The sequence below is a fragment of the Guptibacillus spartinae genome (genome assembly GCF_028610625.1).
Classification (GTDB): Bacteria; Bacillota; Bacilli; order Bacillales; family Guptibacillaceae; genus Guptibacillus; species Guptibacillus spartinae.
On sequence record NZ_JAQQWU010000010.1, the window covers coordinates 21,411 to 44,600 of the forward strand.

General features: G+C 40.0%; 28 protein-coding genes and 1 other annotated feature. Of the genes, 17 read left to right on the forward strand and 11 right to left on the reverse strand.

Going from position 1 to position 23,190, the window contains the following annotated elements; all coding sequences use genetic code 11:
* Positions 1–74: 74 nt before the first annotated feature.
* On the forward strand, positions 75–482 hold the full coding sequence (locus PQ511_RS16285) for an NUDIX hydrolase (RefSeq protein ID WP_273852970.1): 408 nt from the start codon (positions 75–77) through the stop codon (positions 480–482).
* A gap of 50 nt (positions 483–532) precedes the next feature.
* On the opposite strand, the gene PQ511_RS16290 is transcribed toward PQ511_RS16285, so the two are convergent.
* Positions 533–1,822 (reverse strand): histidine--tRNA ligase, encoded by a 1,290-nt coding sequence (locus PQ511_RS16290; protein ID WP_337957778.1) that lies wholly within the window; start codon positions 1,820–1,822, stop codon positions 533–535.
* Between the two features lie 270 nt (positions 1,823–2,092).
* On the opposite strand from PQ511_RS16290, the gene PQ511_RS16295 reads away from it, so the two are divergent.
* Complete coding sequence (locus PQ511_RS16295) at positions 2,093–3,016, forward strand: aminoglycoside phosphotransferase family protein (protein WP_273852972.1); 924 nt, start codon at positions 2,093–2,095, stop codon at positions 3,014–3,016.
* Positions 3,017–3,026: 10 nt separating this feature from the next.
* Here the strand turns inward: PQ511_RS16295 and PQ511_RS16300 are convergent, their stop codons facing one another.
* Together PQ511_RS16300 and PQ511_RS16305 are read right to left on the reverse strand one after the other, a co-directional pair.
* Positions 3,027–3,689, reverse strand: coding sequence for a DUF4396 domain-containing protein (locus PQ511_RS16300; protein ID WP_273852973.1), 663 nt, complete (start codon positions 3,687–3,689; stop codon positions 3,027–3,029).
* A 119-nt stretch (positions 3,690–3,808) separates the two neighbouring features.
* Positions 3,809–4,792: a zinc-binding dehydrogenase gene (locus PQ511_RS16305; RefSeq protein WP_273852974.1), complete on the reverse strand. Its 984-nt coding sequence runs from the start codon at positions 4,790–4,792 to the stop codon at positions 3,809–3,811.
* Between the two features lie 199 nt (positions 4,793–4,991).
* On the opposite strand from PQ511_RS16305, the gene PQ511_RS16310 reads away from it, so the two are divergent.
* The 3 genes from PQ511_RS16310 (at position 4,992) to lspA (ending at position 6,128) form a co-directional block, all read left to right on the forward strand.
* Entirely contained in the window at positions 4,992–5,156 is a 165-nt protein-coding gene (locus PQ511_RS16310) for a hypothetical protein (RefSeq protein WP_273852975.1), read from the forward strand.
* Between the two features lie 19 nt (positions 5,157–5,175).
* Positions 5,176–5,574, forward strand: coding sequence for an NUDIX hydrolase (locus tag PQ511_RS16315; protein ID WP_273852976.1), 399 nt, complete (start codon positions 5,176–5,178; stop codon positions 5,572–5,574).
* Positions 5,575–5,639: 65 nt separating this feature from the next.
* Positions 5,640–6,128 (forward strand): signal peptidase II, encoded by a 489-nt coding sequence (gene lspA, locus PQ511_RS16320; protein ID WP_273853106.1) that lies wholly within the window; start codon positions 5,640–5,642, stop codon positions 6,126–6,128.
* 19 nt (positions 6,129–6,147) lie between these two features.
* On the opposite strand, the gene spx is transcribed toward lspA, so the two are convergent.
* Positions 6,148–6,543 (reverse strand): transcriptional regulator Spx, encoded by a 396-nt coding sequence (spx, locus tag PQ511_RS16325; protein ID WP_159781425.1) that lies wholly within the window; start codon positions 6,541–6,543, stop codon positions 6,148–6,150.
* A 247-nt stretch (positions 6,544–6,790) separates the two neighbouring features.
* Between spx and bcbE the strand changes: the two genes are divergently transcribed.
* The 3 genes from bcbE (at position 6,791) to PQ511_RS16340 (ending at position 9,513) form a co-directional block, all read left to right on the forward strand.
* Positions 6,791–7,987, forward strand: a complete 1,197-nt coding sequence (gene bcbE, locus PQ511_RS16330; RefSeq protein WP_273852977.1) for a bacillibactin exporter BcbE — start codon at positions 6,791–6,793, stop codon at positions 7,985–7,987.
* Between the two features lie 84 nt (positions 7,988–8,071).
* Positions 8,072–8,236 carry a hypothetical protein gene (locus PQ511_RS16335; protein ID WP_273852979.1) on the forward strand — a complete coding sequence of 55 codons (165 nt, stop codon included), beginning with the start codon at positions 8,072–8,074 and terminating at the stop codon, positions 8,234–8,236.
* Between the two features lie 152 nt (positions 8,237–8,388).
* Positions 8,389–9,513 carry a M14 family metallopeptidase gene (locus tag PQ511_RS16340; protein ID WP_273852980.1) on the forward strand — a complete coding sequence of 375 codons (1,125 nt, stop codon included), beginning with the start codon at positions 8,389–8,391 and terminating at the stop codon, positions 9,511–9,513.
* Between the two features lie 42 nt (positions 9,514–9,555).
* On the opposite strand, the gene PQ511_RS16345 is transcribed toward PQ511_RS16340, so the two are convergent.
* Complete coding sequence (locus PQ511_RS16345) at positions 9,556–9,855, reverse strand: MTH1187 family thiamine-binding protein (RefSeq protein ID WP_273852981.1); 300 nt, start codon at positions 9,853–9,855, stop codon at positions 9,556–9,558.
* A gap of 179 nt (positions 9,856–10,034) precedes the next feature.
* Here PQ511_RS16345 and PQ511_RS16350 point away from each other — a divergent pair, with 179 nt between their 5' ends.
* Both PQ511_RS16350 and PQ511_RS16355 read left to right on the forward strand, forming a co-directional pair.
* The gene (locus PQ511_RS16350) at positions 10,035–10,328 is read left to right on the forward strand and encodes a hypothetical protein (RefSeq protein ID WP_273852982.1); all 294 of its coding nucleotides are present in this window, start codon (positions 10,035–10,037) and stop codon (positions 10,326–10,328) included.
* A 75-nt stretch (positions 10,329–10,403) separates the two neighbouring features.
* A complete protein-coding gene (locus PQ511_RS16355; RefSeq protein ID WP_273852983.1) occupies positions 10,404–10,691 on the forward strand; it encodes a putative quinol monooxygenase in 288 nt (95 codons plus the stop codon).
* Positions 10,692–10,854: 163 nt separating this feature from the next.
* Here the strand turns inward: PQ511_RS16355 and arsC are convergent, their stop codons facing one another.
* The 3 genes from arsC to PQ511_RS16370 are packed head-to-tail and all read right to left on the reverse strand — an operon-like array spanning position 10,855 to position 12,952.
* Positions 10,855–11,277 carry an arsenate reductase (thioredoxin) gene (gene arsC / locus PQ511_RS16360; RefSeq protein ID WP_273852984.1) on the reverse strand — a complete coding sequence of 141 codons (423 nt, stop codon included), beginning with the start codon at positions 11,275–11,277 and terminating at the stop codon, positions 10,855–10,857.
* 24 nt (positions 11,278–11,301) lie between these two features.
* A complete protein-coding gene (locus PQ511_RS16365; RefSeq protein WP_420541724.1) occupies positions 11,302–12,594 on the reverse strand; it encodes an arsenic transporter in 1,293 nt (430 codons plus the stop codon).
* Between the two features lie 13 nt (positions 12,595–12,607).
* Positions 12,608–12,952 (reverse strand): ArsR/SmtB family transcription factor, encoded by a 345-nt coding sequence (locus PQ511_RS16370; RefSeq protein WP_273852985.1) that lies wholly within the window; start codon positions 12,950–12,952, stop codon positions 12,608–12,610.
* 195 nt (positions 12,953–13,147) lie between these two features.
* Here PQ511_RS16370 and PQ511_RS16375 point away from each other — a divergent pair, with 195 nt between their 5' ends.
* Complete coding sequence (locus PQ511_RS16375) at positions 13,148–13,243, forward strand: YjcZ family sporulation protein (protein WP_142329528.1); 96 nt, start codon at positions 13,148–13,150, stop codon at positions 13,241–13,243.
* Positions 13,244–13,335: 92 nt separating this feature from the next.
* Here the strand turns inward: PQ511_RS16375 and desB are convergent, their stop codons facing one another.
* The gene (gene desB / locus PQ511_RS16380; protein ID WP_273852986.1) at positions 13,336–14,418 is read right to left on the reverse strand and encodes a Delta(10) desaturase DesB; all 1,083 of its coding nucleotides are present in this window, start codon (positions 14,416–14,418) and stop codon (positions 13,336–13,338) included.
* 348 nt (positions 14,419–14,766) lie between these two features.
* Between desB and PQ511_RS16385 the strand changes: the two genes are divergently transcribed.
* The 6 genes from PQ511_RS16385 to bioB all read left to right on the forward strand — a co-directional run bounded on the left by PQ511_RS16385 (position 14,767) and on the right by bioB (position 22,010).
* A complete protein-coding gene (locus PQ511_RS16385; protein WP_420541725.1) occupies positions 14,767–15,600 on the forward strand; it encodes a basic amino acid ABC transporter substrate-binding protein in 834 nt (277 codons plus the stop codon).
* Between the two features lie 93 nt (positions 15,601–15,693).
* Complete coding sequence (locus PQ511_RS16390; RefSeq protein ID WP_224597650.1) at positions 15,694–16,353, forward strand: amino acid ABC transporter permease; 660 nt, start codon at positions 15,694–15,696, stop codon at positions 16,351–16,353.
* The gene (locus PQ511_RS16395) at positions 16,350–17,072 is read left to right on the forward strand and encodes an amino acid ABC transporter ATP-binding protein (protein WP_273852987.1); all 723 of its coding nucleotides are present in this window, start codon (positions 16,350–16,352) and stop codon (positions 17,070–17,072) included. The genes PQ511_RS16390 and PQ511_RS16395 overlap by 4 nt, the downstream gene beginning before the upstream one ends.
* A gap of 56 nt (positions 17,073–17,128) precedes the next feature.
* Positions 17,129–17,368, forward strand: a binding site (T-box leader).
* Between the two features lie 46 nt (positions 17,369–17,414).
* Entirely contained in the window at positions 17,415–18,419 is a 1,005-nt protein-coding gene (locus tag PQ511_RS16400) for a tryptophan--tRNA ligase (RefSeq protein WP_273852988.1), read from the forward strand.
* Between the two features lie 65 nt (positions 18,420–18,484).
* On the forward strand, positions 18,485–20,905 hold the full coding sequence (locus tag PQ511_RS16405) for an EAL domain-containing protein (protein ID WP_273852989.1): 2,421 nt from the start codon (positions 18,485–18,487) through the stop codon (positions 20,903–20,905).
* Positions 20,906–21,014: 109 nt separating this feature from the next.
* Positions 21,015–22,010, forward strand: coding sequence for a biotin synthase BioB (gene bioB, locus PQ511_RS16410; protein WP_273852990.1), 996 nt, complete (start codon positions 21,015–21,017; stop codon positions 22,008–22,010).
* 34 nt (positions 22,011–22,044) lie between these two features.
* Here bioB and PQ511_RS16415 read toward each other — a convergent pair whose 3' ends face one another.
* Positions 22,045–22,677: an STAS domain-containing protein gene (locus tag PQ511_RS16415; RefSeq protein WP_337957780.1), complete on the reverse strand. Its 633-nt coding sequence runs from the start codon at positions 22,675–22,677 to the stop codon at positions 22,045–22,047.
* 6 nt (positions 22,678–22,683) lie between these two features.
* Complete coding sequence (locus PQ511_RS16420) at positions 22,684–22,887, reverse strand: hypothetical protein (protein ID WP_273852992.1); 204 nt, start codon at positions 22,885–22,887, stop codon at positions 22,684–22,686.
* Between the last annotated feature and the right edge of the window lie 303 nt (positions 22,888–23,190).

Here is a 23,190-nt window from a genome sequence, read left to right on the forward strand (position 1 = left end):
CCAAATGGAGTAGGATATTTGGTAAACTATATAGGTAAAAAATGGTTGGTTGTATTTAAAATGGGAGGTATAGGATGATACGAGTGGATGTGGTGTATACCCTGCTTTATAACGAGAGCGACGATCGTGTAGTAATGGTTCAAAATAAAAAGCATGACAACTGGTCCCTCCCTGGTGGATCTGTGGAAGAAGGAGAAACACTCATGGAGGCGGCAGTTCGTGAAATGAGAGAAGAAACGGGGTTAACGGTCAAAGTGGGAGAGGTCTTGAGTGTAAATGAAGCATTTATAGGAAATCATCACGCTCACTTTTTTACGTTTCGAGGTGAGATCACAGACGGGGATATAGCCATTCAAGACATAGAAACGATTGCGGAAGCTAAATGGATGGATCGAACTGAGGCAGATAAGTGGATGCCTTATTATCAAGGCGGAATTCGTTCCCTATTACAAGCATCCGTGCCTTATGTCTTTCAAGGCTAAATGGAAAAGCGATAAGGGCAAAACCCTTACCGCTTTTTTAATATAAAAGTTTAAAAACGGAAGGAGATGCGTTCTTCTTTTCCTTCATTTAATGATTTTATAATAATCTCGCTATTCATTACTTCCTCGTTTCCAATAAGGATCACTTTTTCAATTCCTCGTTTACTCGCTCTTTCAAGCGATTTGCCAGTTCTCTTTTCACTCATATCCACTTCCATTCGATAACCTAATTTTCTATAAGCGGAGGCAACGATTAAGGCTTCACGCTTGGCGTCGATCGGAATGATCACATAGTCAGGCTTTTCATCTTTAACAATGGATGGCTCTCTTCTTTTTAACGCAGTGAGAATCACATCAAGACCGAATGAAATGCCAACGGTTGAAAAGGATTCTTCACTGCCAAGTAAACCAGCAATGGCACTGTCATAGCGACCGCCACTGCCTATGCTCGATGAGATGGACTGATCACTGAGAAAAATCTCGTAAATGGTTCCAGTATAAATATCAAGACCTCTTGCAAGAAATGGATTGAAAGCACAATTCTTCAGAATGTTAAGTCCATCTAAGTAGGAGGTTAATTCGGAAAGCTCATTTAATCCAGTTTGGACATTCTCATTCTTAGAAGCAAATTGTTGGAAATAAGCGAGGTTTTGACCGCTCCAGTCTTGCGCGTAGCGCTCAATGTTCCAAATGGCGTCTGCAGCGATGTCTTTTTGTTGAAGTTCTTTTTTAACACCTTCTATTCCAATTTTCTCGAGTTTATCCATTGTCAGGATAACATCATTTAATCGCGAGGAAGGGATCGATAGCGTCTGTAGCATTCCTGCAAGAAGCTTGCGATTGTTATATTGAATCGTTACGTTAAGTTCAAGTTGATTGAAAATATCAAGAGCCATTTCCAATAATTCGGCTTCTGCCATTTGCGAACTCACGCCAGTGATATCGACATCACACTGGGTGAACTCACGGAATCGTCCCGGTTTGACAGGTCCATCTCGAAATACCTTTCCAATTTCATACCGCTTGAATGGCATGCGTAAACCTGGATTCATTGCCACTACTTTTGCAAATGGAATGGTAAGGTCGTACCGAAGGGCAAGCTCTCTTTTACCACGATCACTAAGTGTGTACATTTCTTCTAAGATTTCATCGCCACCGGCGTATTTGGAAGCCATTAGTTTTTGTTCATTCAGAATAGGCGTTTCTAGTGGAAGACAATTGTATTGGATAAACGTATCCTCAAGCGTTCGCCTCACTTTTCTACGTATTTGCTCATCCTCAGGTAAATAATCCATGGTTCCTTTTACATTTTGATCTTTCAGCTTTTTCAAATCGCTCATCCTTTCGTTTTTGAATACAAAAAGCCGCATGAACGGGAGAAGATTTCTTCTCAATTCATGCGGTTACGAGTAATAGCCTTCCTATACGCGATTTTTTATAAATCGGATAGCAAGGCTAATTGTGATGATGAAGTTGTACGATGAATAAGTGTCTCATATCGCTCACCTCTTATTTTCAAACATATTAGCACACGAAGATTGTTATGGCAATCTTTCTTTTCTTCCGAATATTTGGTAGGATAATATTTCCTTTAGAAAGGTGGGGGAGAAATGAAAAATCTTACAAAAGAGAAAATCATCACGATGATCCCTGAATTAACAGATGAGACACTGATTCCAATAACTAAAGGGTATTCGTTTGATTTAAAATACATCACACAAATTAATGGAGAACGAGTATTGCTTCGAATTTATGAGCTAGCTTTAAGTGAACGTGTACAGGAAAAAGTAGCAAAGATGCGTGCGTTTAGGGAGAGTGGGGTTCGATGTCAGGAAGTGTTTGCTTTTGGTGAGATTTCTGAGGAAGATTTCTGTTATACAATTTTTTCGTTTCTTGAAGGAGAAGATGGGGAGGTAGCTTTACCTAGCTTAACAGTTGAGGAACAATATGCAGCTGGGTATGAAGCCGGCAGAGATCTTTGGAAAATGCACGAATTGCCTATCGTTGCTTCTAAATCCGCACATATGGCTTTTTTAACAACTAAATTTGAGAACGCGGTCGAGCGTTATTTAAAGCTTGAAACACGCATTCCACATGAGCAAATGATCATTGAATATGTAAGGCGGAACTTGCCTCTTATTGGAGAGAGTAAGCTTGTGTTTGCCCATCATGATTATCATGCGGGAAACTTGATTATTCAGCATGGAAAATATGGTGGCGTCATTGATTTTAATCGCTGTGGTGTAAACACGGCCTATTCCGAGTTTGATAAGCTCGAATTGTTTTCGAGTCGTTTGAGCATTCCTTTCTCAAAGGGGATGGTTCAAGGGTACTTCTCTGGCACTGTTCCTGACGTTTTCTGGAAGATTCGTTCGGTCCATATGGCCCAGCTTTTGATTTTTCATATGAATTGGGTCACAGATAGCTTTCCTGAAGATCTTCCGCTTGCCGAAGAGGCAATCGCGTATGTATGGAACATGTATGAAGGCTTTCAACGGAAAATTCCAAAATGGTATGAAGAAAGCCAGGCGTAGGCCTGGCTTATTACATGGCTTCTTTAATCCCTTTTTTAACAAGCCACCAATTCGCTGGATAACTTGTCGCAAATCCAAGAATCATCGCAATTTGCATCATAAACCAATAGACGGCTGAGTCGGGCTTTGGTGGCTCCGTAAATAAAACAAAATGAACAATGGCCATCCATCCAAACATGCCTACTTCAAAGGCAATCAAAGAAAGCGTATCTGCTTTTGCAGCTTCTTTAATCGCATTCCAAGCCCCTTCCTCTTTGTTCATTGGGTAAATCGCATAGAATTGAAAGAGGATACCAAAACCATAGGCGAGTAAGAATTCGACGAGGTAATGAGTATAAAGAATAGATCCAAGAAGCGCAAAACCCGTTAACGCAACAATTGGAACGCCAACAGCATCGCCAAGAGTACAGCCTGCAGAACAATGACTTGTAGACATAAATACTTTAGCAGGTTTTCCTCGATTGTCTTCATAGTCGAGGTTTTGTGCTTTTAATCGACCCCATTTAAAATAGGCCCAGATCGCAAAGGGTCCAAGAAACCAACCGTTAATTGGCCAAACGACATTCATGATTTTCATCATTTGAGGGTGTCTTATGATGTCAATAAGAATGACGAGTGAGGAAAGCAATCCAATTGAAAGTGCGAGAATGGAAATAAGCTGTATGGTTGTCACAAAATATCACCCCTGCTATTAATGTATGTACTTATGCTTTACCCACTAGGGGTATTCCTAAAACTGGAGTAACCTTTCACAATAAAAAGAACCGCTCCATTGAGAGCGGTTCTTACAAATTATTCGCTAATTTTCGTTACAATTTTCCCAGTCACATGACGCTCGGAAAGCTCAACTAACGCTTGTGGAACCTCTTCAAGTGAAATGGTTTTTGCAATCATCGGATCGAGGTAGCCACCTAGAAGAAGTTGAATCATTTCATCACCCATCATCGCAAGGTCAGCCTGTTCTGCTAAGTTAGGCGATTGATACACGCCTCCGAGTGCGATCTGGTGGAAAGAAAGTGGTCGAGCGAAAGAAACACCCTGTTGGAAGTCAGGGGCACCGGCAATGTAGGCAATTTGCCCGTTAAAGGTAAGGGTATCAAGTGATTTTGTTGCATTATCTCCGCTAACGGCATCAAGAACGGCGTGAACGCCAATTCCATTTGTGATTTCAAGCGCTCGCTCAACAAAATCCTCTTTTTTATAATCAATTGCATAGTCAGCACCGAGTTTTTTCACGAAGTCATGATTATGACTTGAAGCTGTGGTAATGACGGTTAGCCCCATATACTTCGCCATTTGAATAGCAAAACCACCAACTCCTCCAGCACCAGCGTGTATAAGGATCGTTTGTCCACGATGGATATGAAATTTGCGGAAAAGGGCCTGATAAGCGGTGTAACCTGCTGTTGGAAGCGCAGCGGCATCAACGAATGAAATAGCCTCAGGGAGTTTCGAAATCGTATGGGCTTGTGCAATGGCATATTCGGCAAATGTTCCTTTTTTCATAAGGTCGCCGTGGTACACAACACGATCCCCTGATTTCCAATCCGTTACTTCTTCACCAACTTCTTCAATCACACCAGCGCCGTCAAGGCCGAGGATATGAGGGTATTCCCAATTAGGATTTCCGTTTGTTGCTGTCTTATAATCAACGGGGTTTAATCCCGCAGCATGTATTTTAACTAGAACTTCACCTTTTTTCGGAGAGGGGGTTTCGACCTCATGTACTCCCATGGAATCCCACTGTTTTTTTTCTTTTAGTAACAGAGCTTTCATTTTTAATTCCTCCTCTAGTATGAATATGGATATGAATATGGATATGATTCACCTGAATTCGTTTTTGTAAACCTAAGCGTTTCGCCATTATAAAACAGATGGTTTTTTTTGATAAGTAGGCACTTTTTAGTAACTATGTGAAACAAAATACCTTCGAGAATCGTAGAAAGAGTAGAACATGTAAATAAGGAATGGAGAGATGACGCTAATTGGCTGGTCTTTTTGGGGAACGATAGCGGCAATAATTGTGATTGGTTTTCTATTTCAAAAAATGTTTGGAACAAAATCACCGATTCGAACGAAGAATGAAGTAGCGGAAGAAGAAGTGAAAAATCATACAAGTCAATGTGTTCATAAAGATTGAAATTAAAGGGTGAATGGTTATGCAAGAATGGATTGGTGCAGCAGCAGTTTGTACGAATGATCAGGGAGATTTGCTGATGATTCAAAATGAGAAAGAGGAATGGGCGGTTCCCTCAGGCGAAGTTGAAAAAGATGAAACGCCTGAGATGTGTTGCATTCGTGAAGTGAAAGAAGAAACAGGCTATGAGGTTGCCATTGAAAAGCCGCTATTTGTGAAAGATCAGGATAGGAATGGGTTTCATGTCACCACTTATTATTATGAAGTGAATGTGGTTGGAGGCATGATCTCACTTCCAAAAGATGAACAAGACGTAACTGAAATTGAGTGGAAAACAGTGGAACAAGTGGAGGCACTTGCTCATGCTTATCCTGAGGATGCCTCTTACTTAACGCATTTCTTATATGAAAAGACTCCTTAACAGGGTTAAGGAGTCTTTTGTACTTCAAACAGATCGTATAAAAGGATGTGTACAATTTGAAGCGAATGATCCTTCTCGTTACCGTCTTTCTTATGGTGGATCTTCTAACAAAACGTTGGATTGACTCAGTTCTCACGATTAATCAACGGATTGAAGTGATTGATGGTATACTAGGCTTCCAGCTTTACTATAACGCTGGTGCCACAATGGGATTATTAGAAGGATATACAGGTTTATTGCTCTTACTACAAACCGGAATCGTTATTTTGCTGATTTATGGGTACATACGCGCAACGCCAAAACGCTTTGCCGTGCAAGTAGCTTTCAGTTTGCTTATTAGTGGGGGGATCGGAAATTTAATTGATCGCCTTCAATATGGTCACGTTATTGATTTTCTTTCCGTCACGTGGAGTTCAGGTATTTTTAATGTCGCGGATATGGAAATTCGATATGGCTTTATCTTGATCGTCATTCTTTTCTTTATGAAAAAATTTACGATAAAAGGGTTGGATGATGAACCACATCAAAACATACAAAAAAGCGAGAGAGGATAATTCCTCTCTCGCTTTTATTTTATTGAGCTTCTTGAAGAATCTGTTCAAGTTGAAATGCTCGCACTTTCCTTGGAAGAAAGCTTCTAATTTCATCTTCATGAAAGCCGACCTGAAGGCGTTTTGTATCAAGTAAGATTGGTCGCTTTAAAATGCCTGGGTTTTCTTTGATCAAGCTATAAAGTTCTTGAAGCGTCAGTTCGTCGAGCTCTTTATCGAGTGCTTCAAATGCTTTTGAGCGCTTTGAGATGATTTCTTCTGTTCCTTTTTCAGTCATACGTATAATCGCTTTAATTTCATCTTCAGATAGTGGTTTCGCGAACATGTTGCGCTGTTCATACGGAAGATTGTGCTCCTCAAGCCATGCTTTTGCCTTTCTGCAAGATGTACAGCTTGGTGACGTATAAAGTGTAATCATGTGTTTGACCTCCAAACGGATTTTACATGGTTCATCTCCATGTTAAGTATACTCTAAAAAATGTTTCGCTGACTGTAAGCTATGTTACACATTTTTGACGATTATCTATGTTTGATTTGCGAAGAATGCAAATAGTGAAAGTGACGTAGATCATGTTGGATAGAGATAGCCAGGTTTTACTAAGGTATACCCACAAACAAGAGCAGGCAAACTAGATATGAAGTGCAGATGTTAATGGAGGATGCTCATGGATGATAAAAAAAAGTGGGATTTGATATCTCTTGCTTCGATTCCACTTGTAATGACTCTTGGAAATTCAATGTTAATTCCAGTTTTACCACTTATCGAAAAAAAGCTTGGCATCACGTCCTTTAAAGTATCGATGATTATCACAGTTTACTCAATCGCCGCTATCTTGTTAATTCCAATAGCCGGCTATTTATCTGATCGTTATGGAAGAAAAAAGGTCATCATTCCCAGTTTATTTATTGCGGGCATTGGTGGACTGGTGACAGGGTGGGCATCATGGTCTTTAAAGGACCCTTACATCATGATTCTAATTGGAAGGGTTCTACAAGGGATTGGGTCTTCTGGAGCAGCCCCAGTTGTTCTTCCTCTTGTAGGGGATCTATTTAAAAGTGATAAGGACGTAAGCGCAGGATTAGGGTTAATTGAAACCTCAAACACGGTTGGAAAAGTTCTTAGTCCGATTCTGGGGGCGTTTCTTGCTTCTTTTCTATGGTACTTACCGTTCTTGTCCATTCCGGTTTTCTCTCTTATTTCAATTATTCTTGTCATTTTCCTTGTAGAGTCACCAGAAAAAAAAGAAGAGCCACAAACTTTTTCATGTTTTTTATCGTGTTTAAAAAAAATTTTCCACAAAGATGGAAAATGGTTAACGGCGATATTTGCGATTGGTGGGGTCATTATGTTTGTTCTGTTTGGTATTCTTTTCTACCTCGCTGGTTTTTTGGAAAAAGAGTTTCAAATTGTAGGTGTTAAAAAAGGGGCGATCATTGCGATTCCACTTGTTGCCCTCTCTTTGACGTCCTATATCGCTGGGAAACGAATTGGTGAAAACAAGACGACAATGAAATGGTGTATCTTTGCAGGTCTTTCATTACTCGCTGCTGCCTCAATTGGTGTATCTTTTACCGAAAGACTTTGGTTCATGTTACTCATATTGTTTGTAGCTGGGATAGGAATTGGAATGTCCCTGCCGTGTCTTGATGCGCTTATAACAGAAGGTGTTAAAAAAGAAGAGCGAGGGACCATCACATCGCTTTATAGTTCCACACGTTTTCTTGGTGTAGCGGCTGGCCCACCAATCTATGCCATCTTGATGAAGCAATCTCATGAAATTGTTTTTTATACGTCAGCAGCTGTGACTGCTGTCGCCATTCTTCTTTGTTTTGTTTCAATTAAACCCGAAGCGGATGTTTAGAGTGCCGAAATAACGGGTATATAATTAATTCCCACGTAAAGTAACAAGGGGAATGGAACAAGTGAACAAGAGAGGAATGAAAGAATGTCTTTAGAATTAACTTTACAATTTTTAATGCTAAGCATTGGTTTTATTGCAGTAGCTGCACTATTTCTAAATGTAGATAAGAAACGAACTCAGAAACGTTTGGAAATAGAGTTAGCTGAGTATGAACAACAGCATGAACAAAATTATGAGCAGCACAAATAAGATGAAGACTCTGAAATGGGTTTTCATCTTTTTTTGTGCTTTCAGTAGGGATCTTTCAGCAGAAAAGTTTGATATTTGAACACGGTGGAATGTAAAGGTTAGCTAACTTATTCCGAACCGGAACAGATTACGTATAAAGGAGAGAATTCGACATGAACGATATTGACCATTATTTTGCTAAAAATTACGTGGAATCGCGCGAGAGTTTTCGCGATCATCTCGAATACATTCAGAAGAAGTGGCCCGATGCAACGTTAACCACTAAAAATATAGGGAAAGAAGATGATAATACAATTGATATGATCTATTCGGAAGCACTGTCATCAAACGATCGTGTGCTTTTTTTCACGACAGGTGAACACGGTATTGAAGGATATGCAGGTGCAGCGGTTGTCCACTATTTTGTAGAAAATTATCTCGATCAAATCGATGCATCCACAACAGGGATTTGCCTCATTCATGCTCTTAATCCATGGGGGATGCGCCACTTTCGTCGTGTAACTGAAAACAACGTCGATCTTAATCGTAACTATTTCTATGATGAAAATTCCGTTCGTAAAGATGTGAATAAGAATTATGCGAAAGAAAGTGATTTGTTTTTACCGAATGGAAGAATAACAAACTTGAAAGAAGAAAGGCATAAGCTCTATGCTCAGTTAATGAAAGGGCTCGCAAAAGAAGGCTATGCTGGACTGAAAAAAGCAAAGGGAATGGGGCAATTTCAATTTGAGCGAGGGGTCTATTATGGAGGGGATACGGCAGAAGAGTCAGCTGTGTTCTTAAAAGGAATGCAAGAAGAATTGTTAGGGACGTATCCGAACGTTATTCATATGGATTGGCATACGGCTCTTGGACCCACGAACGAGGTTACGATGGTCATTTCAGAACATGATGGCCGAAGCGTAGATGAATTAAAAGAGGCCTACGATCTTAAGAATGTTGAAAAATACACTCCTGAAAAAGTAAAAGGAGACTCCACAAATCATTTCTATAAATTAAAAGAAGAAGCATATCCAGAAACCTATCTTCTTTCCGCCTTGTTTGAATTTGGTACGTTTGGAACAAACAAACAGGCAGAACTGCGGGAATTCATGACTATTATTTTGGAAAATCATTTGTATCACGAAGGGGCAGAGTCTGTCGATGATATCCAGTGGATCCTTGGAGAATTTGAAGCCATGTTTTATCCAAACGATCCCGTGTGGAAGAAGTCTGTATTAAATGAAGCCCGTACTGGAATAGAAGGCGTATTAAAGCATGAAAGAATTCTAAAATAAAAGAAGGAGGTAGCGCCGGTAGCGCTACCTCCTTCTTATTGACTATCCAATTGAACTTCGAACTTCATTTACTTGTCCATCAATCGTAAGCGCTTTGTCCTCACGATCTTCGATTTTAATGTTTGTTATTACGCGATCTGTCCCTTTCCGAAGGGCGCTAGTATGAATGTCTCTCGCTAATTCAAAAAGTTCATCTACATTTCCTTCAAAGACAGTAGAGGTGGGGCCGATATGATAGGTGAAGCCCTCTTTTTCAGCGAGTCGAACGGCTTCTGTGACAAAATGACTCATGCTCGTTTGACTTGTACCAATCGGTGTGACACTAATTTCTAATAAAGCCATAAAAAATCTCCTCCAGTAAATTCATGATAGTAGTCTATTGACAGTTCTTTCTTTTTTAAAACATTGTATAGCTCAACTTACTTCAAAAGTACTAAATGAAAATTCCTTATTTTACAAAAAGTGAAACGTTATAGAGCCTCTCATCGTATAAAGACTATAAGCTACTGGAGGGATGCTCGATGTTGAATTTTATTCTCATGATTGCAGTTATCGTTGCCTCATTAACTGGATTCAATTGGCTAATGGGATATCGGAAAAACCATATTCAGATTGATTTGGACGATCGCTATATTGATTATAATGAGTATGTACGAGCATTAAAAAGTGAGTTGCGCGCCCAGGGGAGAGAGGTTGACTACCTAGGGGATCGTAGATTTAAAATCGATGGCAAAGCATACATGTTTATTGAAAGAAATGTAACGATGGGTGGAGTACCACTACAGCGAACGATTTTAAAACCAGTGAAGACCTAAGCATATCAATTGCTTTGATAAGATCATGCTTCTATGCTTATCCTAATCTTAAACAAGCATTGGAGGTAGAAACAAATGGAGCAAATCGCTGTTACGGCTATATTAAAGCCAAAAGAGGGGCAAGAAGAAAATGTATTGCATGTGCTTCAGGAAGTGCTCATTGGGTCACGTAATGAAGAGGGAAATATTCAGTATGATGTTCACCAGTCGATAGAAGAACCAACGTTTGTGATCTATGAAGTTTGGAAAGACCAGCAGGCGATCGAGACGCATGTTAACTCAGAGCACTACGAAAAATATCGTCAGGATATAAGTTCCTTGATTGAGAGTAGAGAAGTATACAAAATGAAAAAGCTGGATTAATGCGATCGTTGATCGTTATCGGTCTTCATTTCCGCGGAAATAACCGTGAAATCGCGGATAAATTTCGAAATTCGCGGAAAAAATCCCGAAATTCGCGGAAATAACAAAGAATTGCTTAGAAAAAGGCACGTTGGATGACCATCCAGCGTGCCTTTTATCCGTATTAGCGTCCTTCTTTTGCAAAACGTGCCATACGTTCTTCAATTTCATCGCGAACACGCTGGAAGAAAGCCCATTTTTCTTCTTCTGTTCCTTCTGCTTTCGCCGGGTCATCAAATCCCCAGTGATCACGCTTTACATGAGGAGGAGTAACAGGACATTTGTCATTAGCATCGCCACAAAGTGTGACAACAAAATCTGCATTGTTTAAAAGCTCCATGTCAATTTTATCAGAAGTCTGGTTAGAGATATCGATACCGGATTCCTTCATCGCTTTCACAGCATTTGGATTAAGACCATGAGCTTCAATTCCTGCAGAATAAACATCATACGTATCTCCGAGGTGTTTTTTACCAAAACCTTCCGCCATTTGGCTTCGGCATGAATTTCCTGTACATAAGAAATAAATTGATTTTTTAGTAGACATGATGTGCTCCTTTTGAATCGTATTTTAGAGGATAAGTAGCCAAATATATAGGCCAAGTAACGTAATAAGCAACGTCGGTATCGTTAAGATGATTCCGATTTTAAAATAGTAACCCCAAGAAATTTTAACGCCTTTCTGTGAAAGGACATGAAGCCATAACAAAGTGGCGAGGGACCCGATTGGGGTGATTTTCGGTCCTAAATCAGAGCCGATAATGTTTGCGTATATGAGCGCTTCACGAAGCGTACCTGAGGTAGTGGTCGCTTCAATGGCAAGCGCATCAATCATAACCGTTGGCATATTGTTCATGATTGATGACAAGATCGCTGCGATAAACCCCATTGAAATTGTTCCAACGAGCAAGCCCTGATTAGCTGCAGCTTGAATGACATTTGCAAGAATATCCGTCAGCCCCTGGTTTCGAAGACCATAAACAACGACATACATGCCAATGGAGAAGAAAACAATAGCCCATGGCGCTCCTTTAATCACTTTCTTCGTTTCAACAGCGCTACTTTGCCTTGCCATTAATAGAAAGAAGATGGCAACGATACCAGCGATAATGGAAACTGGAACACCGATAAACTCACTTGCAAAGTAACCAATTAGAAGGACAACAAGAACTATCCATGAAAGTTTAAACATGCGTGCATCTTTAATGGCCTCAGTTGGCACGCGGAGTTCATCAACATTATAGTTTGCTGGTAGATCTTTTCGAAAGAAAAGATATAGTACAAGAATGCTTGCCCCTAATGAAAAGAAGTTTGGCACAATCATCCGGGAAGCATACTCAACGAATCCAATGTTAAAGAAATCGGCGGAAACGATATTGACCAAGTTACTAACGACAAGTGGAAGCGAGGTTGTATCGGCAATAAAACCACTCGCCATAATAAATGGAAAAATCATTTTTTCCTTAAAGTTGAGGTTTCGAACCATGGCGAGAACAATGGGTGTTAATATCAGAGCGGCGCCATCATTTGCGAATAACGCTGCGACAACAGCTCCAAGCAAGGATACGTAAATAAACATCCGAAGGCCGTTTCCTTTTGCGGCTTTAGCCATGTGAAGAGCAGCCCATTCAAAGAAGCCAATTTCATCGAGAATAAGTGATATGAGGATAATGGCAATAAATGCAAACGTAGCATTCCAAACGATCCCCGTCACTGTTAACACATCCTGAAAGTCTACTACACCAACAAGTAAAGCAAGAATGGCTCCTCCGCAGGCGGACCAACCAATGCCGAGATTTTTAGGTTGCCAGATAACAAGCACTAAGGTAAGAACAAAGATAAGTATAGCTAGTGTAACGGTCAAGCAAATTCCCCCATTAATCGCAACAAATGCGTAATCCTTTTTTTTCTAATTCACTAAGTTTTTCCTTTTGTTCAGGAATATAGGTTAAAATTCCTTCAATCATCAAAAAGGCGTCATGATCTGAATTTAACGTGTAGAAAACCCACTGTCCTTTTTTTCGTTCCTTCACCAACCCGGCGTCTCTCAATTTCCTTAAATGCTGACTGACCGATGGTTGACTCATTTGAAGAACTTCGACAAACTCGCAAACGCAACATTCGCCATCTTTTAAAAGTCCAATGATCGTTAAGCGGGTTTTGTCTCCCAGTAATTTTAAAACAGAAGCTGCAGGTTCTAGATCAATCACTGTTTTCTCCATCATGTCACCTCCGACATAATTATATAAGCATGTACTTATATATGCAAGGGTTATGAAATCAATTCCATGACAACTCAGAACAGGATGGACAGAAGGAATTGAAAAGTATCCAGCAAAACTAAACAAACGCCCATCCATCGAATTGATTGTTGCATAGTATGTATTAAATCCATGATGGAAAGGAGGTCATACTCCATGGGATACGGTTACGGCAGTGGGTTTGCTCTAATTGTAGTGCTGTTTATTCTCCTTATCATCGTAGGTGCAGCTTTTGTTGGAGGAGGCTACTAATTCTCAAAACATAAGCTGTATTCAGCAGACTATGTTTGCTGAAAGAATATGGGTTGAATAATAAACGCGCAAGAAGGCTGATATCCATAGATTCAGCCTTTTCTTGTAGGTTTATGTAGGACAGGCTTCTTCATGGAATCGCTGTTCCGTAAAATATAGTTTAGGTTATTTCCAAGAGAGCCGTATGTTTTTTGGTTTCTCGGATCAATGAGGATTGTCTGCTTTTGATAAACACGGGGGGTTTGCCAGAGTGCATGTAATGCTTGCATCATCGGCATTTCATGGTAACGATCAGGCCACATCGCTTTAATGTGCTTCTTCACACTTGGATAGTATTTAGGATTCATTCCTGGGAATAGATGATGTTCCGTGTGATAAGAAAAATTAAAATGAAGAACATCTACAATTCTCGGAACGGTTACTGTAAGGCTGTTCGCAAGAGGGTCATTAACTGGTGTTAACGGATTTAATCGATGATTGGTTGAAATATAAGCCATGACAATAAAGTTTGCGATGAAAAGCGGAATAAGATAAGCGAAAATCCATTTGCGAAATCCGATGACAAGGATAAGACTTAACCAGGTGACCCAGGGGAGAATCATTTGTAGCCAGAGGTCTCTTTGTTTTTTTCGATTGAATTCATTTACATAAGTAAAAAACATTTTCATAGAATGAGCGCTAAATTGTACAGTAAGTGACATAAAGGAAATGAGTGATCGGATAAACAAGGGAAGGCCATAGACCCATTTAAACCATTTCATTTTCGAAATGCGCTCCAGCGTTGGCCAAGCGTCAGGATCGTTTTCATCATGCTGTGTATGTACGTGATGATTCAGATTGTGCCATTTTCTCCAAAGTGTCGGTCCCGTATTTAATGGCCAAAAAGCCACTGCACCTAGTAGATCACGAACCCATGCTTTTCGTATGACGGTACCATGCAAGATTTCATGTCCAAGAAAGCCAAGACCTGCAAAACACGAGCCAAGGATAACGGATAAAAAGAGCGAAATGAGCGGATGGAAATCGTTGAAGCTAATCAGTAAAAAAGTGATGATCGTGATTAAAAGATAGGTGAGTCCGCCATATAGTCGAGTTGGAACGGGCTGAAAGGCTTCAGGTGGAAGGTGTTTTTTTAATTTAGCAGCATACCAGCTAAATGAGTGTAGATCGTCCATCATATTCCTCCTTACAGGTGTTTCAGAAGTATTATTTTCCTAATCTAGGAGCAAAAAGCAAAAAAAATGAGTTAGATAAACTTACATTATCTGGGAGAGCACCTTCTGCTTTTTACATTTATAAAGCATGCCCAATTTATTTTGAAATAGCCTTATATTCTTCATTTGATGTAATATCCCCCAGTAAACGGTAATCATTTACATGTATTTTTGTTATTTAAATGATTTTAGCAGAGAAAAAGATAGAAAAATCATACTTTTTAGCAAATTTCAATATTGTTATTATAAAAGCGATGTGTATAATTTAAAATATTAGAATATTAAAAAAATAAAACCAGGGGGATTCTTATGAAGATGTTTATGAAAGGGTTATTGATTACTGTATTAGCCTGTTTGCTGGCGCTTACCACAGCTTGCGGTAGCAACCAAAGCAGTTCGACAAGCAATTCTGATGGCGATGGAGAGAAAAAAGAGAAATTAATTGTTGGAACAGACGCAGCCTTTGCTCCATTTGAATACATGGACAAAGGTGAAATCGTTGGATTTGATATGGATTTTCTGGATGCGGTTATGAAGGAAGCAGGGTATGAGTGGGAGCCGAAAAACATCGGTTGGGACCCGTTATTTGAAGCTGTGCGTCAGGGGAAAGAAGTGGACATGGCCATTTCAGGAATTACGATTAATGACGATAGAGAGAAAACATTTGATTTCTCAAACCCTTATTTTGAATCAACACATATGGTGATGTTTAAAGAAGGAACGGATATTCAGACGGCAAAAGATATCGAAGGCTTGACTGTAGGGGTTCAAAATGGAACAACTGGACAGGCAGCAGCAGAGAAGATTATGGGGGACAAAAGCTCAAATATTAAGAAGTTCGAAAACAATGTAGTCGCCATTATGGCGTTGAAAAACAATGATGTTGAAGCAGTCGTAACCGATAACACAGTTGTTAATGAGTATGTGAAGAATAATCCGGAAGATAATTTCAAAACAATTGAGGACCCTGAGAATTTTGAATCAGAATTTTACGGATTAATGTTTCCTAAAGATAGTGAATTGAAGGCGGAATTTGACGAAGCAATCAAAGAAGTGATCGAAAGCGGAGAATACGCGAAAATTTATGAAGAGTGGTTTGGAAAAGAGCCCAATACAGATCATTTACTTGAGCAAGCAAAATAAACCAATAAATCGACCTACGACGGTCTAAGTCATACAACGGCCGTCGTTGATCCGTCGGTTATCCATCGCAGAAAATCAAAAAGGAGATCGAATATGGGCGTATTTTCAATTGAAATTGTTCGTGAGTATCTTCCTTTCTTTCTAAAGGGAGCTATGGTGACAGTTGGGGCTTCTTTAGCCGGGATACTAATTGGAAGCATTTTAGGATTATTTATGGGAATTGGCCGAATTTCAAAATCATGGTGGATTCGCTATCCGTTTATCTGGTATATCAATGCATTTAGGGGAACACCGTTATTTGTACAAATCCTTTTGATTCATTTTGGTTTAATCCCGTTAATCATGGAATCCGTGAATCCGCTTGTATCACTTATTGTCACGTTATCTTTAAATGCCACGGCGTATATTGCTGAAATCTTCCGCGCTGGAATTCAATCAATTGATCGTGGACAAATGGAAGCGGCTCGTTCGCTTGGGATGACGCATGTCCAGGCAATGCGTTATGTGATTCTGCCACAGGCGTTTAAACGAATGATTCCTCCACTTGGCAATGAATTTATTGTGCTATTAAAGGACTCTTCGCTTGGCGCTATTATCGCTGCACCAGAACTAATGTACTGGGGCAGAGCAGCTCAAGGCCAATATTATCGCGTTTGGGAACCGTATTTAACCGTAGCGATCATTTATCTGATTCTAACCCTTTCGTTAACGTATTTATTGAATTACATCGAGAGGAGATTGGATACAGCATGATAAAAGTTGAACGTCTAAAGAAATCTTTCGGTGATTTGGAAGTGTTGAAAGAAATCAGTGTTGAAATTAAGCCTCAAGAAGTTGTCGTCGTGATTGGTCCTTCTGGATCTGGGAAGTCTACGTTCCTAAGATGTTTAAATCTTTTAGAATCGATCACTGGTGGAAAAGTGATGATTAAGGATCAGGATTTAACAGCGAAAGGGACCAATATCAATCAAGTGCGAACGAACGTTGGAATGGTTTTTCAACAGTTTAATTTATTTCCTCACAAGACCGTTCTTGAAAATATTATGATGTCCCCTATGAAAGTGAGGAAATGGCAACGCAAGCAAGCTGAAGAGAAAGGACTTGCTCTTCTCCGCAAGGTGGGTCTATATGAGAAAGCGCATGTCTATCCAGACTCCTTATCTGGAGGACAAAAGCAGCGAGTTGCGATTGCGAGAGCACTTGCGATGGAGCCTGAAATTATGCTGTTTGATGAACCAACTTCTGCTTTGGATCCGGAGATGGTAGGAGAAGTACTTGAAGTGATGAAAGATCTTGCTAAAGAAGGCATGACAATGGTAGTGGTTACGCATGAAATGGGGTTTGCTAAAGAAGTTGGGGACCGTGTGTTGTTTATGGACGGGGGATACATTGTCGAGGAAAACGTCCCAATAGCGTTATTTGATAATCCACAGCAAGAGAGAACAAAAGCTTTTTTGAGTAAGGTGCTCTAACAGTTGTTAAGAAACTCTTGCTCTTTTTCATTTAAACAAGTAAGATAAGAAAAAATAACCTGGCAATGAAGAAGAAAAGTAATCATGAGTAGTACTTCAGAGAGCTGATGGTCGGTGAGAATCAGCGTGCGCGAATGATGAATGGGCTTCTGAGCTTCCGGAACTGAACCATTTAGTAGGATTCGGCGGAACGTCTTACCGATACAAGAGACACCTTATTGAATTTCTGTAAGGGGTAAGTGCGTTTACGTCTGTAAACGAATAAAGGTGGCACCACGGGGTCTCTCGTCCTTTTTTAGAGGATGAGGGGCCTTTTTGTGTTGTCTGAAATGGAGGAGAACGATGAAGAAAACGGTTTTAACAGGTATCAAACCAACAGGCCGTGTACATTTAGGTAATTATATTGGGGCCATTAAACCTGCGTTAGATCAAGCAACGAATAAAGAGTTAGAACCTGTTTATTTTGTCGCCGATTATCATGGATTAACAAAAGTTCGAGATCAGAAACAGATGCAAGAACTGTCTTACGGGATTGCGGCCACGTGGCTTGCGCTTGGTCTCGACCCGGACCATTCTATTTTCTATCGCCAGTCAGATGTACCTGAAATCTTTGAATTATCATGGATTCTTGCCTGTTTTAGCCCTAAAGGATTAATGAATCGAGCTCATGCCTATAAATCAATTGTTGAAAAAAATCGCGTGGAAAATCGTGAAGAAGACGAAGGGGTGAATATGGGACTATTTACGTATCCGATCTTAATGGCCTCAGATATTTTGTTATTTCAATCGAATTATGTTCCTGTTGGAAAAGACCAAATTCAGCATGTAGAAATTGCACGAGATGTAGCTTTAGCTTTTAATCGTCAATTTGGGGAAACATTGACGCTGCCGGAACACATCGTTGATGAAAATACGCCGGTACTGCCAGGGTTAGATGGTCGGAAAATGAGTAAAAGTTATCATAATACGATTCCACTGTTTGAAGAGCCAGCTAAACTGAAAAAAATGATTAATCGCATTACAACAGATTCCTCTGGTCCTAATGAGGCGAAGAATCCAAATCATTCCACCGTGTTTGCTTTTTATAAAGCATTTGCTAGTGAAGAACAAACAATTGAAATGAGAAAGAAATTCCAGGAAGGGATTGGATGGGGCGAAGCAAAAGAAGAGCTTTTTCTTGTCATGAATGACTTCTTTACTAAGCCACGAGAAACATTTCATTACTATATGTCTCATACGGAAGAACTTGATCGTATTCTTGAAGCAGGGGCTAAGAAAGCAAGGGCGAAAGCGAAACCTCTATTAAAAGAAGTAAAAACAAAGCTTGGTATTCAAGGGCAACCTTAATTTCTTTTACATTTATGCCGATAAAGAGACTGTACTGATTTTTTTAACGTCGGAGGCACAGAATTATGATTGAAATGTCAGGACAGTACAATTGGTGGATTGTTTTACTGTCGTTAATTATAGCGATCTTTGCATCTTATAGTGCATTAGATCTTGCAGGACGCGTGGCTTATTCAAAAGGGATTCGAAAATGGATATGGGTTGTTGGAGGGGCCGGTACCATGGGGATTGGTATCTGGTCGATGCATTTTATTGGCATGCTGGCTTTTTCAATGTCGATGCCGATGACTTACAACGTTCCGCTCGTTTTCTTATCCATTGGAGCAGCATTCTTAGGGTCATTCATCGCTCTTGTGGCTGTGGGTGGCAAACAACTATCCATAAGGAGACTTGTTGTTGGAACACTTTTTATGTCAGGTGCGATTATCGCGATGCATTATATCGGGATGGAAGCCATGGAGATGGTCGAGATCACCTATAACCCCTGGCTACTAAGTTTGTCCGCTCTCATTGCGATTGTGGCATCCTTTGGAGCCCTTAAATTATCCTTCACTTTTTCAAGACCTAAAAAAACACGTCATATTATTCTTTTGAAATTAGGTAGTGCAAGTGTGATGGGAATGGCGATCGCAGGCATGCATTATGTGGGGTTAGAAGCTGCCACTTTTTATATGGCGCAATATCATAACCCTCTCATTAACAGTTTAGATACCTCAGCCCTATCAATTGTGATTGCAATTGGCACACTTTGTATTCAGACCATTTTAATTTTCGGGATTGTCACCGAACGTAAGTTTATTAAGCAAGAAACGGAATTGAAGGGAAACGACTACCGCTTGCGTTCTCTTTTAACTCATAGTATTGATGCCATCTTAACACTAACGGTAGACGGCAGAATTCGCTCGCTAAATCCTGCTGGAGAAGCATTGTTTCAAGTGAAAAAGAATCAGCTTAGTCGCATCAATCCCATCGATTTTTTTGGGGAAAAGGAACTTGAGCGTGTACGGGAATTCTTCCTCACCGTTCATAAGACGAGACAGGCGGTCAGTTTTAACACAAGTATTGTGACGCTTGATCAAGAGGTGAGTGAGCTAAATGTCACGTTTGTTCCCATTTATTTAAATGAGAAATTGGATCGGATCTATGCGATGACAAAGGATATTACAAGACAACAAAAAGCAGAAAGACAAACGCATCACATGGCTTATTATGATGCCTTAACTTCGTTGCCGAATCGTCGTTCATTTGTTGAACATTTAGAAAACTATCTAAAAGAAGATCAACGAGAAGAGTTGGCTGTCATGATGCTTGATTTAGATCGATTTAAAGTAATCAATGACGCTCTTGGTCACAATACAGGTGATATGTTTCTCTGTGCAGTCGCAGAGCGTCTACAAACATGTATCTCACCATATGGTTTTCTTGCTCGTCTTGGAGGAGATGAATTTGTCATTGTGCTAAGTCATTTTACTACCATTTATCCTGATGAACTGGCGAACCAAATTATTGAAGCGTTTGATACGCCTTTTCAAGTAGGCTCGCACGACCTTTCAACCTCGGCAAGTATTGGGATTGCTGTATCTCCAGCTGACGGGACCGATGGAGAATCATTAATGAAACATGCTGATATTGCCATGTATTCAGCGAAAGGACGCAACCGGAAGAAATACCAGTTCTATTCGAAATCAATGGGACAAAAGAGTGAATTAAGACTCATCGAAGAAAGCTCATTAAGAAATGCTTTACTTAATCGGGAATTTATTTTACATTATCAGCCGCAAGTGAAATGTCAGGATGGCTCCCTATCAGGGGTAGAAGCACTTGTGCGCTGGCAGGTGAGGGAGGGGGAACTTCGCTTTCCGGGTGATTTTATTTCTCTTGCTGAAGAGACCGGACTTATTGTAGAGCTAGGGAGACAAGTATTGGATATGGCTTGTCAGCAGGCAAAGAAATGGAGTGATCTAGGACATCCCTTGCGCGTTTCGGTAAATCTTTCCCCAAAGCAATTTCAAAGCGATGAACTGATTACCACCTTAAAAGAGACGTTAGCGTATTACAAGCTTGATCCAGCTTTAATAGAGCTTGAAGTAACTGAAAGTATGACGATGGAAAATTCAACTCGCTCTTCATGGATGATTACGTCGCTTCGAGATCTTGGTGTGAGTATTTCAATTGATGACTTTGGGACCGGACACAGCTCATTAAGTTATCTAAAAGACTTTTCCATTAATCAGGTGAAAATCGATAAATCCTTTATAGATGAGCTGACGCAAAATGTAAAATCAGATCAAATTACGAGTGCAATTATCGCGATGAGCAAGCAGTTAAAGCTACACGTCATTGCGGAGGGCGTTGAAACGAGTGAGCAAGTTGATTTTCTTTCGGAAAAAGGCTGCGATAGCATACAAGGCTATTTTTACAGCAAGCCCGTTTCTTCTCAGCAAATTGAAGAAAACTATTTAACAATCGATCAGGCACCTGCATAGAAACTTGTTAGACTTCAGTCAACCATACGATTGACAGTTTGTTAACCTGGTGATAATTTAATGTTAACTACTATTTTAATAGAGTTAACATATTGGCGGGAGGCGTATGATGCAAAAAGTACAGGAAGAAACATTGGGGAGCTGGGAGCATTTTGCTGATCTAGCACTAGCGGGAAAGGCCTTAACAAGGGAACAGGGGATATCGGTTCTATCATCATCGGACGATCAATTATTACCACTTCTACATGCCGCTTTTAGAGTAAGGAAGCATTTCTATGGTAAAAAAGTAAAGTTAAACATGATTATCAATGCTAAAAGCGGACTCTGTCCTGAAGATTGCGGCTATTGTGCTCAATCCGCTTTTGCTAACACGAACGTAAGTAAGTACCCTTTACTCGATCAAGAAACGTTGATAAATGGAGCAAGGGAAGCGCTAGAGCGGAAAGCCGGTACATATTGTATTGTGATGAGCGGGAGAGGTGCAACAAATCGAGAATTAGATAAAGTAATTGAGGCTGTCGAGCATATAAAATCGGAAATGCCCCTTAAAATTTGTGCCTGCCTTGGGATTCTTTCTGAAGACCAAACGGATCGCTTAAAGCAGGCTGGTGTAGATCGCTATAATCATAATGTTAATACCAGTAAAGGATATCATGGGAAGGTGACCTCCACCCATACATACGAACATCGTGTAAGTACCGTAAAAAATGTGAAAAAATCCGGGATTTCTCCGTGTTCTGGTTGTATTATTGGCATGGGAGAATCTTATGAAGATGTGTATGAGATGGCAGAAGAACTTCGCAAAATAGATGCTGATTCCATTCCTGTTAATTTCCTTTACTCTGTCCCTGGGACAAAGCTTGAGAAGATGGATGAATTGAATCCCCGCTACTGCTTAAAAGTGTTAGCGCTTTTTCGCTTCATGAACCCAGCGAAAGAAATTCGCGTTTCAGGAGGGCGAGAGGTGAATCTCCGCTCACTTCAAGTGATGGGGCTTTATGCGGCAAATTCTATTTTTGTTGGAGACTACTTAACGACAGATGGTGCGGATGCAACAGCTGATCATCAAATGATCGAAGATCTTGGTTTTGAAATAGACTCATAATGAAAACAAAGGACCGCAGCTGCGGTCCTTTGTTTTAGTTTTTAATGAGCCTGTACCCAATCCAGTTTAACGCCTGTTGCAAATTGGATTTTACGACAATTTGATCAAACTCATTTGTGGCCTGAACAGCTTTCATCGCAAGATCGGGACGAATGCCGGTGACAATCATTTGAACACCGATTAGCTTAAGAGATTGGCCAATTTTAAGAAGATGTGCGGCACTTTCCCTATGAATGTTCACTAAGCCAGAAAGATCAAATATGAGATAATCAATCTGGTTTTTAGCACTTTCAGCAAGCGCACGTTCCATTAATCGTTCCGTCCGTACTTCATTAACTTCACCAATAATTGGAAGAACGGCGACTTCCTTTGAAATCGGAACGATGGGAACGGAAAGGGATTCAATTTCGGAGTTTGCACGTTCTAATTCTAAAACATTTCCTAACAAATTGGCCATTGCTTTAAATAAGTCAATATGGTCCTCTGTGTAGTGAAACGGCTTTGTATCTAGACCGCATAGCGTCCCATAATTATCGCCATTTCGGTAATAAATTGGTGCACCGATTAATGAGCCACCACCGAGGTTTTTTGTTACTTCCATATCCTTAGTAGAATCATGAGTAGCTAGATTATCAATGATAAGGGGTTCACGACCGCCTTTAACAATGAATTGTCAGTAAGAGTCTCGATAAAGGGTTTCAAAACCAGATTCGAGAATGATTTCATCTCGATTAAAAGATGAAATAATATCGACATCGGTTTTATCGTTTTTTGCGATAAAAAACGTATTCACTCCAACGAATTTACTGATAACTTCTAATACGTCTTTTGAAGCATCTTCAATTGATGTATAGGTTGGGATATTTGATTGAATCAATTCATGCACCTCTTTTTCAAACGACATTAAACCAATACTATCTCTATAGTATCGTATCACTGAGCGGATAGATATGAAAAATTAAACCATTATAGAAGAAGAGGGTTTTTTAATGAAGACAAAAGAAATCGGATTGAAAAAAATTTTCATTCTTTTAAAATTCATAGCTTAAATCTTTTTGATTAGGGTAAATGAAGAAAAGGGATTTTGAACTGATTTACATAAGGAAAGAAAAATGGTTACAAAGAAGAGGGGGATCCGGTCGTTTCCTTCTTCATAGGTGCGTAACCCGAAAAAAAGTTA

Coding starts and splice junctions, on each gene's coding strand:
- PQ511_RS16285 (WP_273852970.1), top strand. CDS start 75: ATGATACGAGTGGATGTGGTGTATACCCTGCTTTATAACGAGAGCGAC.
- PQ511_RS16290 (WP_337957778.1), bottom strand. CDS start 1,822: ATGAGCGATTTGAAAAAGCTGAAAGATCAAAATGTAAAAGGAACCATG.
- PQ511_RS16295 (WP_273852972.1), top strand. CDS start 2,093: ATGAAAAATCTTACAAAAGAGAAAATCATCACGATGATCCCTGAATTA.
- PQ511_RS16305 (WP_273852974.1), bottom strand. CDS start 4,792: ATGAAAGCTCTGTTACTAAAAGAAAAAAAACAGTGGGATTCCATGGGA.
- PQ511_RS16310 (WP_273852975.1), top strand. CDS start 4,992: ATGACGCTAATTGGCTGGTCTTTTTGGGGAACGATAGCGGCAATAATT.
- PQ511_RS16315 (WP_273852976.1), top strand. CDS start 5,176: ATGCAAGAATGGATTGGTGCAGCAGCAGTTTGTACGAATGATCAGGGA.
- lspA (WP_273853106.1), top strand. CDS start 5,640: ATGATCCTTCTCGTTACCGTCTTTCTTATGGTGGATCTTCTAACAAAA.
- spx (WP_159781425.1), bottom strand. CDS start 6,543: ATGATTACACTTTATACGTCACCAAGCTGTACATCTTGCAGAAAGGCA.
- bcbE (WP_273852977.1), top strand. CDS start 6,791: ATGGATGATAAAAAAAAGTGGGATTTGATATCTCTTGCTTCGATTCCA.
- PQ511_RS16335 (WP_273852979.1), top strand. CDS start 8,072: ATGTCTTTAGAATTAACTTTACAATTTTTAATGCTAAGCATTGGTTTT.
- PQ511_RS16340 (WP_273852980.1), top strand. CDS start 8,389: ATGAACGATATTGACCATTATTTTGCTAAAAATTACGTGGAATCGCGC.
- PQ511_RS16345 (WP_273852981.1), bottom strand. CDS start 9,855: ATGGCTTTATTAGAAATTAGTGTCACACCGATTGGTACAAGTCAAACG.
- PQ511_RS16350 (WP_273852982.1), top strand. CDS start 10,035: ATGTTGAATTTTATTCTCATGATTGCAGTTATCGTTGCCTCATTAACT.
- PQ511_RS16355 (WP_273852983.1), top strand. CDS start 10,404: ATGGAGCAAATCGCTGTTACGGCTATATTAAAGCCAAAAGAGGGGCAA.
- arsC (WP_273852984.1), bottom strand. CDS start 11,277: ATGTCTACTAAAAAATCAATTTATTTCTTATGTACAGGAAATTCATGC.
- PQ511_RS16370 (WP_273852985.1), bottom strand. CDS start 12,952: ATGGAGAAAACAGTGATTGATCTAGAACCTGCAGCTTCTGTTTTAAAA.
- PQ511_RS16375 (WP_142329528.1), top strand. CDS start 13,148: ATGGGATACGGTTACGGCAGTGGGTTTGCTCTAATTGTAGTGCTGTTT.
- desB (WP_273852986.1), bottom strand. CDS start 14,418: ATGGACGATCTACACTCATTTAGCTGGTATGCTGCTAAATTAAAAAAA.
- PQ511_RS16385 (WP_420541725.1), top strand. CDS start 14,767: ATGAAGATGTTTATGAAAGGGTTATTGATTACTGTATTAGCCTGTTTG.
- PQ511_RS16390 (WP_224597650.1), top strand. CDS start 15,694: ATGGGCGTATTTTCAATTGAAATTGTTCGTGAGTATCTTCCTTTCTTT.
- PQ511_RS16395 (WP_273852987.1), top strand. CDS start 16,350: ATGATAAAAGTTGAACGTCTAAAGAAATCTTTCGGTGATTTGGAAGTG.
- PQ511_RS16400 (WP_273852988.1), top strand. CDS start 17,415: ATGAAGAAAACGGTTTTAACAGGTATCAAACCAACAGGCCGTGTACAT.
- PQ511_RS16405 (WP_273852989.1), top strand. CDS start 18,485: ATGATTGAAATGTCAGGACAGTACAATTGGTGGATTGTTTTACTGTCG.
- bioB (WP_273852990.1), top strand. CDS start 21,015: ATGCAAAAAGTACAGGAAGAAACATTGGGGAGCTGGGAGCATTTTGCT.